Below are 13176 nucleotides of genomic sequence, written 5' to 3'. Positions count from 1 at the left end.
TGTCGCCGGGCATGGCCCGGCGCTACCGCTTACCGGCTCACGCGCATTCGTCGGTCCACATCATCTCGGCGATCGGGCGCAGTGCCTTGCACTCCTGCGTCATCTCATCGGTCGACTTCACCTGCGCCTTGGCCTTCAGTTCTTCGGCCATCGCGTCCACGCCGCTGATCTGGTCGGGTGCGATCTTCGCCACGCAGCTGCGGTGCTGCTGCAGCAACAGGTCGCAGCCCGGAACGCCGGTTACCTTCGGCGCGTTGGCTGCCTGCGCGTCCTGCATCCAGTCCTCGAACGGTGCCAGTGCACCGGCTACGGTGCCCACCAGGTCATCGAAGTTGCCGCTGTACCAGTAGCCGTTGTCCTTGGCCGGGTACAGGGTGAAGGTGCTGCTGACCGGCACGCGCGCGCCACTCTGCAGTGCCTGGGTATAGGCATCGGTGAACTGCTTGCGCAAGGCCGGGCTGGCATTGTCGGCCAGGCTGGCAGCGAACAGCGGGCGGACCTTGCCCAGGTCGGGCAGCTGGCAGCTGTAGGTGATCCGCGCCAGCTTCTGGTCTTCAACGTATTCGTTGTCTTCGATCACGCTCTTGGTCGCGCGGCACTTCGAATCACGCAGCGCCTTGGCATACAGCGCTTCGGTGCCCGCAGCGTCGACCTTGGCGCCGGTGCTGGCCAGTACGGTCTGCCAGGGTTCGGCCAATGCCTTGGCCAGCGCACCCGGGTTGGGGGTCACGGCATCCTGGCCCTCGAACGCCGGCTTCAGTGCGTCGTTGAGCGTGCGCGTGGCGGCCGCATCGTCTTCCAGCAGCACGCGTGCATACAGGTCGAAGGCCTGCTCGGGCGTCAGTTGGGCCGGTGCCGCGCTGGCAATCAGCGGGGCGCACAGCAGCACGCTGGCCAGAAGGGTACGGGTGGTACGGGTGGGGGTCTTCATGACGGTGTTTTCCTGTTCCAGAGGCGCGCAAGCCTAGCGCATCTGCCCACACTTTCGATGGCGCGATGCAGCCAGGTGACGGTGTGCAGCGGACAAAAAACGGGCCCCTTGCGGGGCCCGTTCGATCGCACGACGAGAAGCGATCGTTGGATCAGAAGCTGGCGCGGACGCCGGCCGAGTACTGGGTGACGTCGCGGTAGCCGGAGATCTCGCCCACCAGACCCCAGGTCTTGGTGAAGTTGATCTGGCCGCCGACGGTGCCGACCCAGGTGCCCTTGAAGTTGTTGCCGCCGTCCATGTAACCGGCCTTGACCCAACCTTCGGTCATGCGCGACGGCTTGCCACGGATGCCCATGGTGACGCGGCCCAGGTTGGTGTGATCCTTCTGGCTGAAACGCAGGCCGTCGTAGCGGACGGTGGCTTCGGCGTTCTGGCGCACCCACGCGGCATCGGCGGTGAAGTCCAGGCGGTCGGTCCACGGCATGTGGTAGCCGATGCCGAGCTCCGGCTGGTTCAGTTCCAGCTTCAGCGAATCATTGCCGTAGTGATTGGTCTTGCTGGTACGCGACCAGCCACCGAACACGTAGACCTGTTCGGCGATGGCTACCGAGCCACGCAGGTAGCCGCCGTCGACCTTCGGGTCGTCCAGTGCGTTGTCGTCAACCTTGACCTGCGTCCAGCCGCCTTCAACGTAGGTGTAGCTCAGGGCGTCGGCCGAAGCCGAGAACGGGGCGGCGGCCAGCAGGGCGGCCACGATCAGGATCTTGCGCATGGGAATTCCTGTGAATTTCAGTCCATTGGCGGGCCTGCCCTGCGGGCTGCCCGTGGCGACCTCATGTCGTCCGGGGCAGAATTTTAATGAAAGTTTTACAAATTGCGAGCGACGGCCGTCACAGCTGTCGCATCCGACCCCGTTCAGCCCGGGCTGGTACACTGGCCATGCCGGTTCGCCGGTACATAAACGTCTTCAGGGCGGGGTGCAATTCCCCACCGGCGGTAGGTGCGCAAGCACGAGCCCGCGAGCGCTCCGGCCCACGGCCGGGGGTCAGCAGATCCGGTCCAATGCCGGAGCCGACGGTCATAGTCCGGATGAAAGAAGACGGTGCCACAGGGCTCTTGCCCTGCGTGCGCCTGTTTGCCTTGCGGCGTTTTTCGCTCACTTTTCGCGGAGAACGTTACGTGTTTACTGGAATCATCGAAGGCGTCGGCCGTCTGGCCGCACGCGAATCCATCGGCGGCGATGTCCGCTTCACGTTCAATGTCGGGAATCTGCCGTTCGACAACGTGCAGATGGGCGAGAGCATTGCCATCAACGGCGTCTGCCTCACCGTCATCGCATTCGACGCCAGCAGCTTCCAGGCCGATGCCTCCACCGAGACCCTGGGCCTGACCACGCTGGGCCAGCTGGGCGAAGGGGCGGTCATCAACCTGGAGCGCGCCATGCGCCCGACCGACCGCCTTGGCGGCCATCTGGTCAGCGGCCACGTCGACGGCTTGGGCCAGGTGCTGTCCATCCACGAAGACGCGCGTGCCCAGCGCTGGCGTTTCGCCGCGCCGGCCTCGCTGCGACGCTACATCGCCAAGAAGGGCTCGATCTGCGTGGACGGCGTCAGCCTCACCGTCAACGAAGTGGACGGCGAAGGCTTTGAAGTCGCCCTGATCCCGCACACCGTGGCCAACACCGCCTTCTCCGCCGCAGGCGTGGGCAGCGCGGTCAATCTTGAAATCGATCTGGTCGCCCGTTACGTGGAGCGGCTGATCAGTGTGCCGACCAACGGTCAGCACCCACAGGGAGATGTCGCATGAATTTCGCCCCGATTCCGGACATCCTGGAAGACATCCGCCTGGGCCGCATGGTCGTCATCGTCGATGACGAAGACCGCGAGAACGAAGGTGATCTGATCATGGCCGCCGAGCTGGTCAAGGCCAGCGACATCAACTTCATGGTCACCCATGGCCGTGGCCTGGTGTGCCTGCCGCTGAACCGTATCCGCGCCGCCGATCTCGGCCTGGCGCCGATGGTGCAGGCCAATACCGCCCAGTTCCAGACCAATTTCACGGTCAGCATCGAGGCCGCCGAGGGCGTCACCACCGGCATTTCGGCGCATGACCGCGCCCACACCATCCGCACCGCGGTGAAGCCCAACGCCAAGCCGTCGGACCTGCACCAGCCGGGCCACATCTTCCCGCTGATCGCCCAGCCGGGTGGCGTGCTGACCCGCGCCGGCCACACCGAAGCGGCCGTGGACATGGCCATGCTGGCCGGGCTGGAACCGGCCGGCGTGCTGGTGGAGATCCTGAACCCGGATGGCAGCATGGCGCGCCGCCCGGAGCTGGAAGTGTTCGCCCGCGAGCACGGCCTGAAGATGGGCTCCATCGCCGACCTGATCGCCTACCGCCTGGCCACCGAAAAGACCGTCGAGCGCGTGGATGAGCGCGAGATTGACACCGAGTTCGGCCCGTTCAAGCTGGTGACCTACCGCGACCGCATCGCCCACGACCTGCATTTCGCCCTGGTCCGTGGCACGCCGGATGCGGACACCCCGACCCTGGTGCGCGTTCAGGTGGAAAACCCGCTGGCCGACCTGCTGCACTGGCGCCGCGATGACTTCGGCGTGGCCGCCACCGATGCCCTGCGCGCGATCGATGCCGAAGGCGCCGGCGTGATGGTGGTGCTGCAGGCCCCGCGCGACGGTGAAGCCCTGCTGGCCCGCCTGCGCCAGCAGCCGGCGCCGGTGGTACCGGGCAAGGACAAGGACGTGAGCCAGTGGCGCCGCAACGGTGCCGGTGCGCAGATCCTGTCCGACCTGGGCCTGGGCAAGCTGCGCGTACTGGGCACCCCGCGCCGCCAGATCGGCCTGGCCGGTTACGGCCTGGAAGTGGTGGAGACGGTCACCCTGTAATGGGTAGTGCCGGCCGCTGGCCGGCAACTGCTTCCCCTGGATTGCCGGCCAGCGGCCGGCACTACCGGTGGGTGCCGACCCCATGCCACCGGTGGGTGCCGACCGTTGGTCGGCACGCCCTTGCGCCCCCGCCAACCACGACCGGGGCCCATCCACGCTAGAATTACCCCCTTATCGAGTCCCCCAAGCCGCATATGAGCCACTTCGAAGGCGATCTTCGCACTCCCGAATCGGCGCGCTTCGCCATCCTGGCCAGCCGCTGGAATGCCCGCATCACCGACACGCTGGTCGCTGGCGCCCGCCAGAGCCTGGCCGGCAACGGCATCACCGAAGCCAACATCGACGTGATCCGCGTGCCGGGTGCCTGGGAACTGCCGCTGGTGGCCGCGCGCCTGGCCGCCGCCCACGAACACGCCGCCATCCTCACCCTGGGCTGCGTGATCCGTGGCGATACCCGTCACTACGAACACGTGGCCGACCGCTGCGCCGAGGGCCTGATGCGCGTGCAGCTGGATTTCGGCGTGCCGGTGCTGAACGGCGTGCTGGCGGTGGAACGCGTTGAAGACGCCGAGGCCCGCGCAGGCGGCAGCCACGGCAACAAGGGCGAGGAAGTCGCACTCGCCGCATTGGAAATGGTCAATCTTCTGGAGCAGCTGCCATGAACAAGAACACCCAGGGCAAGCCCTCCGGTAAACCCGTCCGCCGCGATGGCGTCGATCCGGTGCTGCGCTCGCGCGCCCGCCGTCGTGCCGTGCAGGCCATCTATGCCTGGCAGATCTCCGGCGGCAACGCACAGTCGCTGATCGCCCAGTTCGCCCACGAGCAGGCCCGCGAAATCGCCGACCTGGCGTACTTCGAAGCGCTGCTGCACGGTGTGCTCGACAACCGCCGCGACATCGACGAAGCCCTCGGCCCGTACCTGGACCGTGGCATCGAAGAAGTGGACGCGATCGAACGCGCGGTGCTGCGCCTGGCCGCCTACGAGCTGCGCTACCGCCTGGACGTGCCGTACCGCGTGGTGATCAACGAAGCCATCGAATCGGCCAAGCGCTTCGGTTCCGAGCACGGCCACACCTACGTCAACGGCGTGCTGGATCGTGCCGCCGTGGAATGGCGCAAGGTCGAATCGGGTCACTGACCCGCCTCCTGTGGTAGTGCCGGCCGCTGGCCGGCAGCTGCAGGGATCCTGAGGTTGCCGGCCAGCGGCCGGCACTACCGCCCACCGCGCCTTGCGCGGCACGTACAACAGCGGGAACACCCCATGTCCCTGGCCGAATTCGCCCTCATCGACCGCATCCGCGCCCGCACCCTCGAGCGCGACGACATCCTGCTCGGCATCGGTGACGACGCCGCGCTGCTGCAGCCGCGCGCCAACGAACAGCTGGTGGTCACCGCCGACACGCTCAACAGTGGCGTGCACTTCCCGATGGAAACCCCGGCCTTCGACATCGGCTGGAAAACCCTGGCGGTCAACCTGTCGGACCTGGCCGCGATGGGCGCGCGTCCGGCGTGGTGCACGCTGGCGCTGTCGTTGCCGGAAGCGTCTGAAGACTGGATCGACGCCTTCGCCGATGGTTTCTTCGCACTGGCCGACCAGCATGACATCGCGCTGATCGGTGGCGACACCACGCGTGGCCCGCTGTCGCTGTCGGTGACCGCAATGGGCCAGGTCGGGCGTGGCCAGGCACTGCGCCGCGACCGCGCACAGGTGGGCGACGACCTCTGGGTCAGCGGCACACTTGGCGATGCCGCCGGTGCGCTGCGCCTGTGGCAGCAGGGGGCGCTGAGCGTAACCACCGCCACCTTGCTGGCCGACTACGAGAGCCTGCGCCTGCGCCTGCTGCGGCCGACGCCACGCGTGACCCTGGGCCTGCGCCTGCGTGCCTTCGCGCATGCGGCGGTGGATGTGTCCGATGGCCTGCTGGCCGATCTGGGCCATATCGCCACACGCAGCAACGTGGCCGCGCATGTGGATGCCGATTCGCTGCCGATCTCGCACGCGCTGCGTGAGCTGCTCGGCCGCGACGGTGCACGCGACTGCGCACTGCGCGGTGGCGACGACTACGAGTTGTGCTTCACCGCCGCCGCCGACCAGCGCGACGCGCTGCACTACCTGGCCGAATCGTTGGACGTGCCGCTCACCCGTATTGGTCGTATTGCTGAGGGGCAGGGCGTACACGTGGATGGCGAAACCGCCGACGGCGGATACCAGCACTTCGCGTAGCCGCAGCGGTACTGCTCTGGTGGGTGCCAACTTGCTTGGCAAGGATGTGTCGACCAAGGTCGACACCTACCCAGACGGAGACACCTCGGCATTGCTCTGGTAGGTGCCAACCTTGGTTGGCACGAACGTATCAGCCGCCCGTGCCCACACGGCCGCGGAGGCACATTGGCATTGCTCTGGTAGGTGCCAACCTTGGTTGGCACGAACGTATCAGCTGCCCGTGCACACACGGCCGTGGAGGCACCTCGGCATTGCTCTGGTAGGTGCCAACCTTGGTTGGCACGAACGTGCCAGCTGCCCGTGGCAACACCGTGTCGACCAAGGCCGACACCTACCCAAGCGGGGAGGTTACACGTGCGGAACTGGCGCGCCGAAGCGGTTGTCGCCCGGCGTGCTGGGCAGCAGCATGAACACCAGCACGGCCAGGCCGGCAATCGGCACGAGCCCCAGCAACAACCACCAGCCCGAACGATCGGTATCGTGCAGCCGGCGAATGGTCACCGCGATCAGCGGTAGCGCCAGTGCCAGCCATACCACCAGCATCAGCCCGGACGAAACCAGCGCCAGCGATGTGGAGTTGATGTACCCGGCGATGAAGCCCAGCACGTTCAACGGAATAGTGAATATCATCATGAACAACTGGAACCACCAGTACTCACTGCGGCTGGCGCGCCCACTGAACTGCGTATAGCGCTTCAGCGGAACCATCATCTTGTGCATCGGTACACTCCCTGAAAAGAAGTGCGAACTATCCGTGCCAGCGTGACGGTGGGCCATCAGATTTGTTGTAATCGCGAGCCGCGCAGTTTGGAACTGAGCGCTCTTCCGCAGTTCAGAATGCGCGCTGCTCAAGTCGCGTGCAACTGCACATCCACATACTCGGCCAGCCCACGGCAGGCCAGCAGCAGCCCTTCGCGCACGTCGTCGCCTACCTGCTGATCATCATCTCCATCTACGCGCACGCGTTCGGTGGCATGCAGCAGTTCCAGCAGCAACGTCAGGCCGGCATTGGCCCGGTCCGCACGTGCCATCGCCATGCATTGTCCTGATGTACGACCCTTGTCTGCCCACGGCTGGCCGTCAGCGGCCTCCACATGACGGATGCGCTGCAGGCACGCCAGCAAGGTGTTGTGGGTTGGCACAGTGCTGCCGTGCGTGGCACTGAGCGTGGTTTCCAGTGCGCGGGCGATGGTCTCGGGCAGCTGGTTGGCAGCTTCACCGAGGGTGGCGAACAGGTAGGGGTAGTGCGAGGCAGTCATGGCGGCATCCTTGTGCAGGAAACAAGGGGCCACCCCGCTTAACAGCGAGGGTGGCGGACGGTGCATGGTTCCAATACCGGAGGTCGATGTAGAAGCGCCGGCGGGCACGAGGCCCCCACGCACCGCCCGCCATGTAGGCATAGACGGAATGCCTGCCGACGCCACCCAACAAGGAAAGAGCGACGCCGGCAGGCAAGCGTAACCAACACATCAACCTAACGGGATTGGAAGCCCGTGCCACCCGTTGTCGGTGGCGCTACATGATTTGCATGGAGCGCCCTTGCTGCCAATGAGAATTGTTGGAAAGTTCGAAAACGTTTCAATTTCCTGGCTGGCAGGCAGCAGATGGCAATGCCTGCCGAATGCGACATTCCCTGTGGAGTCGAGCCATGCTCGACTGTTGTCGGCCACCGTCGAGAAAAGCAGCCGAGCATGGCTCGGCTCTACAGAAAGCAGAAAGCAGAACGGCGCCGGAATCATCCGGCACCGTCCTTTCAATTACCGCACCAGTTGTACGACATGCTCAGATTGGCCGTCGCTTCGCGGTAGCCATGGTCGCCGCGCATCACACCAAAGCCACCCCACGCACTCAGCCCGGAACGGAAGTCCACACGCGCACCGGCATTCAGCTCGTAGCGGTTGCGCGGCACGCTGGCCTTCAGCGCTTCATCGTCGAACGCCATGCCGTTGCTGGCACCGTCGCGGTACCAGTTGGCCACCACATACGGGCTGACCGACGCACCGGCGGCGCTGCGTCCTTCACCCTGCAGGCGCAGGCCCACGCGACCGGACAGGCCGCTGTCGCCCAGGCTGCGCACCACCGTGCCGTTGGTTTCCTCGTGACGGTCGGTGTTGGCGTCGGTGTAGACCAGCTGCAGTTCCGGCTGCAGGCTCAGCGCGGTGCTGCCGATCTGGCCGATGCCGAAGCGATAACCGGCTTCCAGCGACGACTGCCAGATATCCGAGTCGTAGCGTTCCTCGGCCAGGCCTTCGCCCTGCACGCGGTTGCGGAACTGGCCGCGCTGCACGCTGGCATCCACATACAGTGCATCGTTGCTCCAGTTGCTATACACGCCCAGCGCGCCGCCATTGACCTTGCCGCGTGCGCTGTAGCTGGTCAGCTGCGAACGCGAGGTGGCATCGGACTTGGCCAGTGTGCCCATCACACCCACGCGGCCCTGGCCGTTGTCGAACACGCCAATGTCCGCACCCAGCTGCAGGCGCGAGCGGTCCACGCGCAGGTCGAGCTGGTCTTCCACCGCAGACAGCTTGCTCTGCGTGCCGTCCACGCGCGCCCAGCCACGCACGCCATCAACGGCGGAGGTGTTGCCGCCTTGGCGGTCGCGCCAGCCATGGCGCAGCATCTGGTTCATCGCGAACTGGTTGGCCAGGTAGGCGCCGGCTTCCGGGCGCAGCACCGGCGTGGGATCGATCGGATCGACCGGGTCCACCGGATCGATCGGCGTGCACTCCGGCAACGTGGGATCCACCAGGCACGGGTCCGGGCCTGTGGCCAGCTCCGAGCGCAGGTACCAGCCGCCATTGGTCGCGTCCTTGAACAGGAAGTACTCGTACTGCCCGCCCACCGCGCGGCCCTGCAGGTCGAACTGCGCATTGGACGCACCACCCACGCGGATCAGCTCGATGCCTTTGTCGGTCTTGGCGCCCGCGCCGCCGGCATTGAGCACACGCACGTTGGCCTGGCCATTGGCGTCGCCCTTGATGATCAGCCTGTCGGTGGCCGAGCTGTCGTCACCCAGCTGGGTGTTGAACAGCAGGGTGCCGCCGGCGCCATCGAAGGTATCCACGGTGAGCGTGTTGAAGGTGCTGCCATTGCCTAGTGCCACCGTACCGGTGTTGCCCAACGCCAAGTGGCCGACAGTGCTGTCGCCGGTCATCAGCCAGGTGCTGTCGCTGTCGATGCTGGCCGAGGTGACGTTGAGCAAGCGGCCGTCGATCTGTGCGTTGTTGCGCAGGAAGACGTCGAGGCTGCCGTCGACAGTAGCTGCGTCGAAACTGACGTTGCCCACGAGCCGTGCATCATCCACGTTGAAGGTCACGTGGCTGGCACCCGGCGTAGCGCTGCCGGTGCGGGAATCGACCTGCAGCAGGTTGCCGTTGCCGCCATGCAGCTGGGCGCCATTGCTGACGTTGATGACGAAGTCGGCAGGCTGGTCGGCCGCCACACGGATGGCGGCGCCACGGCCAGACGAGATCGTGGAGCCATCTACGGCGAGCTGCAGCGTGTCGGGGGTGTATCGCGTGCCATACATCAGCACACCCACGTTGTCTGCATCGATGCGTGACCCGTTGATGATGCTGACCTTGCCGTTTTCCATGCGCACACCCAGGCCGCTGGACAGGTCGCTAGCGGCGGCAGTGTCTTCCACCCGCATGTAGGTAGAGTCGATGATTGCCCATGCACCGGGCAGCGGCGCACTGGCTGGCGTGCCACCCATCGAGAGGCCGATGCTGAATGATCCAGTCGGTGACAGGCCGTCTGCGGCGGTGACCAGAACACGATTCCCGACCATATGCGCCGACGAAGCTCCGCTGACGAGAACACCGCCACCGCGGATCGTGCTCCGCTCGGACTGCAGCTGAGCCGTGCCGAAAAGTTCAACGGCGTGTTGATGGCTGCCGCTGCGGGTGACGGTGGCGCGGTTGTTGTAGACGTTGGAGTTGACGGCACTGATAGTCAGGGTCTCCGCGTCCTGCACCGTAAGTATTGCGTTGTTCCTGAGCGTCCATTCTTCGACGGTGTCGCCTGCTTGAACGTTGCCCACGGTGCCGTCCAGGTCACCTGCAAATGCGGTTGCTGCAGGCATCAGGGCCAGCGCAGCCAGCAGGCCGTGGGCCAGCGGCAGCAGCTTGGGTTGAGAAAAGTGAAAGCGATGACGCATGGGAAGTTCCTCATGGGCGGAAATGGATTGGACTCCGCACTGCAACGACAACGCCCCTGTTCATGCGTGTGCGTATTGCGCCCACATGGCGTGAAGAGGGTGTGATTCAGCGGCGTTCGCGTCAGAGCTTGTCTGGAATGGAGCCAGTCTCGCGAGGCGGCCGCCCGGCGACCATGCAAATAGTTGCAAAGCCTGCTTTCGCCAAACCACCTGTTTACGTGTATTCAGTGTTTGCCAATCGCTATTGGATCTGTGGCAGCGTGCAAGCAGTTTGAGGTTCCCGGTACGGATCTGTGCGTTGGCTCCATGCAGGGCCATCTCATTAAATGGGACGATTGGATAAGCCGGGATACAGTGCAGCCGAGCATGGCGCGGCTCTACAGAAAGCAGAGCGGCGCCGGAAACATCCGGCGCCGTCCTTTCAATTGCCTCACCAGTTGTACGACATGCTCAGATTGGCCGTCGCTTCGCGGTACCCATGGTCACCGCGCATCACGCCGAAGCCTCCCCAGGCACTCAGCCCGGAACGGAAGTCCACACGCGCACCGGCATTCAGCTCGTAGCGGTTGCGCGGCACGCTGGCCTTCAGCGCTTCATCGTCGAACGCCATGCCGTTGCTGGCACCGTCGCGGTACCAGTTGGCCACCACATACGGGCTGACCGACGCACCGGCGGCGCTGCGTCCTTCACCCTGCAGGCGCAGGCCCACGCGACCGGACAGGCCGCTGTCGCCCAGGCTGCGCACCACCGTGCCGTTGGTTTCCTCGTGACGGTCGGTGTTGGCGTCGGTGTAGACCAGCTGCAGTTCCGGCTGCAGGCTCAGCGCGGTGCTGCCGATCTGGCCGATGCCGAAGCGATAACCGGCTTCCAGCGACGACTGCCAGATATCCGAGTCGTAGCGTTCCTCGGCCAGGCCTTCGCCCTGCACGCGGTTGCGGAACTGGCCGCGCTGCACGCTGGCATCCACATACAGTGCATCGTTGCTCCAGTTGCTATACACGCCCAGCGCGCCGCCATTGACCTTGCCGCGTGCGCTGTAGCTGGTCAGCTGCGAACGCGAGGTGGCATCGGACTTGGCCAGTGTGCCCATCACACCCACGCGGCCCTGGCCGTTGTCGAACACGCCAATGTCCGCACCCAGCTGCAGGCGCGAGCGGTCCACGCGCAGGTCGAGCTGGTCTTCCACCGCAGACAGCTTGCTCTGCGTGCCGTCCACGCGCGCCCAGCCACGCACGCCATCAACGGCGGAGGTGTTGCCGCCTTGGCGGTCGCGCCAGCCATGGCGCAGCATCTGGTTCATCGCGAACTGGTTGGCCAGGTAGGCGCCGGCTTCCGGGCGCAGCACCGGCGTGGGATCGATCGGATCGACCGGGTCCACCGGATCGATCGGCGTGCACTCCGGCAACGTGGGATCCACCAGGCACGGGTCCGGGCCTGTGGCCAGCTCCGAGCGCAGGTACCAGCCGCCATTGGTCGCGTCCTTGAACAGGAAGTACTCGTACTGCCCGCCCACGGCGCGGCCCTGCAGGTCGAACTGCGCATTGGACGCACCGCCCACGCGGATCAGCTCGATGCCCTTGTCGGTCTTGGCGCCTGCGCCGCCGGCGTTGAGCACACGCACATTGGCCTGGCCGTTGGCATCGCCCTTGATGATCAGCCTGTCGGTGGCCGAGCTGTCGTCGCCCAGCTGGGTGTTGAACAGCAAGGTGCCGCCAGCGCCGTCGAAGGTATCCACGGTGAGCGTGTTGAAGGTGCTGCCATTGCCCAGCGCCACGGTGCCGGTGTTGCCCAGCGCCAGATGGCCGACGTTGCTGTCGCCGGTCATCAGCCAGGTGCTGTCGCTGTCGATGCTGGCCGAGGTGACGTTGATGAAGCGGCCATCGATCTGCGCCTTGTTGCGCAGGACGACAATGACGTTGGCGTTGGCAATGCTGGCCGGATCGAGTGCAACGTCACCACGCAGCCGCGAATCATCCACATTGAAGTTCACGTCTGTGCGACGGACGGCGCCCACTTCGCGGCCTACGTACAGCACATGGCCATCGCCACCGCCGAGCTGGGCGCCATTGACCACGTTGATGTCATAGGTAGTTTCCGAGCCGGGATACACCTGGATCGCTGCACCCTTGCGGCCGATCACCACAGAGTTGTCGATGGTCAGTGCGATGCGCTGTGCGGGATTCGATTCGGGCCACAGCAGGGCCCCCACGTTCTCCCCCACCACCTGCGAGCCATTGACGATATCCATGCTGCCCGCCATCAGGCGCACGCCCAGACCGCTGGATTGAACGTTGCCCCCGGGAAGTGCTTCCACGTCGATCATGGTCGAATCGATCAGGGCATAGGCATCCTTTGTCGGCCAGCTGGAACCGCCGCCGCTGGAGATATCGACACCGATCGTCTTCCGGGAACCTGGCGAAACATCGGCAGCGGAAACCAGGATTGAGCTGCCATAGATGCGAGCAGAGGTTGCGCCCGGTTCAAGATGAATGCCGCCAGTGAAACCGGAATCGCGTGCGGTCAGTGAGGCCGCTCCCTGCAGCCATACCGCCCGTTGGGCATTGCCCGTGGCATCGACGGTGCTCCGTTCGAGCACCAGAACCGAGGAATCGTTCGCGGCGAGCGTGTTGGTGCGTGCATTCCTGGCGGTCAGGCTCGAGCCGTTGATCAGCGTCCAGTCTTCGTACGGGGCGGTGCCGTCGATCTCGACGGTTTGCCCGTCCAGATCGCCGGCCAGGACCGTGGTTGCCGGCAGCACCGCCAAGGCAAGCATCAAGCCGCGCGTGAGCGGGCGCAGTGGCAGGGAATAGGGATGAAGGTTCATGGTCTTGTCCTTGGCGGAGGGAGGCGACGGACACGGCGCGACAACCGGGAACCCCTGTTCAGCGATGCGACGTATACGCCTGCGACATGTGAAATGTTTGTGAGCAATGAGGTCGATTACGAATGCGGGTGC

Annotated in this window: 11 protein-coding genes and 1 riboswitch; of the genes, 5 read left to right on the top strand and 6 right to left on the bottom strand. The window is 65.4% G+C overall.

The annotated features are described in order from the left end of the window. Positions 1-37 precede the first annotated feature (37 nt). A complete protein-coding gene (locus tag AC13GF_RS04300) occupies positions 38-931 on the bottom strand; it encodes a hypothetical protein (protein WP_483003402.1) in 894 nt (297 codons plus the stop codon). Between the two features lie 151 nt (positions 932-1082). After that, on the bottom strand, positions 1083-1703 hold the full coding sequence (locus AC13GF_RS04295; protein ID WP_049451395.1) for a hypothetical protein: 621 nt from the start codon (positions 1701-1703) through the stop codon (positions 1083-1085). Positions 1704-1890: 187 nt separating this feature from the next. Continuing rightward, positions 1891-2036, top strand: a riboswitch (FMN riboswitch). A gap of 74 nt (positions 2037-2110) precedes the next feature. Here AC13GF_RS04295 and AC13GF_RS04290 point away from each other — a divergent pair. The 5 genes from AC13GF_RS04290 (at position 2111) to thiL (ending at position 6058) form a co-directional block, all read left to right on the top strand. Continuing rightward, complete coding sequence (locus AC13GF_RS04290; RefSeq protein WP_049451396.1) at positions 2111-2737, top strand: riboflavin synthase; 627 nt, start codon at positions 2111-2113, stop codon at positions 2735-2737. After that, on the top strand, positions 2734-3834 hold the full coding sequence (ribB, locus tag AC13GF_RS04285) for a 3,4-dihydroxy-2-butanone-4-phosphate synthase (protein WP_483003400.1): 1101 nt from the start codon (positions 2734-2736) through the stop codon (positions 3832-3834). The genes AC13GF_RS04290 and ribB overlap by 4 nt, the downstream gene beginning before the upstream one ends. Before the next feature lie 194 nt (positions 3835-4028). After that, positions 4029-4496 (top strand): 6,7-dimethyl-8-ribityllumazine synthase, encoded by a 468-nt coding sequence (ribH, locus tag AC13GF_RS04280; RefSeq protein ID WP_005408061.1) that lies wholly within the window; start codon positions 4029-4031, stop codon positions 4494-4496. Next, entirely contained in the window at positions 4493-4972 is a 480-nt protein-coding gene (gene nusB / locus AC13GF_RS04275; protein WP_005408062.1) for a transcription antitermination factor NusB, read from the top strand. The genes ribH and nusB overlap by 4 nt, the downstream gene beginning before the upstream one ends. Before the next feature lie 123 nt (positions 4973-5095). Continuing rightward, entirely contained in the window at positions 5096-6058 is a 963-nt protein-coding gene (gene thiL / locus AC13GF_RS04270; RefSeq protein WP_483003398.1) for a thiamine-phosphate kinase, read from the top strand. A 348-nt stretch (positions 6059-6406) separates the two neighbouring features. Here thiL and AC13GF_RS04265 read toward each other — a convergent pair whose 3' ends face one another. The 4 genes from AC13GF_RS04265 to AC13GF_RS04250 all read right to left on the bottom strand — a co-directional run bounded on the left by AC13GF_RS04265 (position 6407) and on the right by AC13GF_RS04250 (position 13044). Beyond that, positions 6407-6778 (bottom strand): DUF805 domain-containing protein, encoded by a 372-nt coding sequence (locus AC13GF_RS04265; RefSeq protein ID WP_088436084.1) that lies wholly within the window; start codon positions 6776-6778, stop codon positions 6407-6409. 128 nt (positions 6779-6906) lie between these two features. Further along, positions 6907-7317: a hypothetical protein gene (locus AC13GF_RS04260; RefSeq protein WP_483003397.1), complete on the bottom strand. Its 411-nt coding sequence runs from the start codon at positions 7315-7317 to the stop codon at positions 6907-6909. A 494-nt stretch (positions 7318-7811) separates the two neighbouring features. Continuing rightward, positions 7812-10220: an autotransporter family protein gene (locus AC13GF_RS04255; RefSeq protein ID WP_483003396.1), complete on the bottom strand. Its 2409-nt coding sequence runs from the start codon at positions 10218-10220 to the stop codon at positions 7812-7814. Positions 10221-10650: 430 nt separating this feature from the next. Continuing rightward, the gene (locus AC13GF_RS04250) at positions 10651-13044 is read right to left on the bottom strand and encodes an autotransporter family protein (protein ID WP_483003394.1); all 2394 of its coding nucleotides are present in this window, start codon (positions 13042-13044) and stop codon (positions 10651-10653) included. Positions 13045-13176: the final 132 nt, after the last annotated feature.

It is taken from the genome of Stenotrophomonas sp. 22LJNL06-5-1, assembly GCF_056861455.1.
This window is presented reverse-complemented; position numbering and strand designations above follow the sequence as displayed.

Coding starts and splice junctions, on each gene's coding strand:
- AC13GF_RS04300 (WP_483003402.1), bottom strand. CDS start 931: ATGAAGACCCCCACCCGTACCACCCGTACCCTTCTGGCCAGCGTGCTG.
- AC13GF_RS04295 (WP_049451395.1), bottom strand. CDS start 1,703: ATGCGCAAGATCCTGATCGTGGCCGCCCTGCTGGCCGCCGCCCCGTTC.
- ribB (WP_483003400.1), top strand. CDS start 2,734: ATGAATTTCGCCCCGATTCCGGACATCCTGGAAGACATCCGCCTGGGC.
- ribH (WP_005408061.1), top strand. CDS start 4,029: ATGAGCCACTTCGAAGGCGATCTTCGCACTCCCGAATCGGCGCGCTTC.
- nusB (WP_005408062.1), top strand. CDS start 4,493: ATGAACAAGAACACCCAGGGCAAGCCCTCCGGTAAACCCGTCCGCCGC.
- thiL (WP_483003398.1), top strand. CDS start 5,096: ATGTCCCTGGCCGAATTCGCCCTCATCGACCGCATCCGCGCCCGCACC.
- AC13GF_RS04265 (WP_088436084.1), bottom strand. CDS start 6,778: ATGCACAAGATGATGGTTCCGCTGAAGCGCTATACGCAGTTCAGTGGG.
- AC13GF_RS04260 (WP_483003397.1), bottom strand. CDS start 7,317: ATGACTGCCTCGCACTACCCCTACCTGTTCGCCACCCTCGGTGAAGCT.
- AC13GF_RS04255 (WP_483003396.1), bottom strand. CDS start 10,220: ATGCGTCATCGCTTTCACTTTTCTCAACCCAAGCTGCTGCCGCTGGCC.
- AC13GF_RS04250 (WP_483003394.1), bottom strand. CDS start 13,044: ATGAACCTTCATCCCTATTCCCTGCCACTGCGCCCGCTCACGCGCGGC.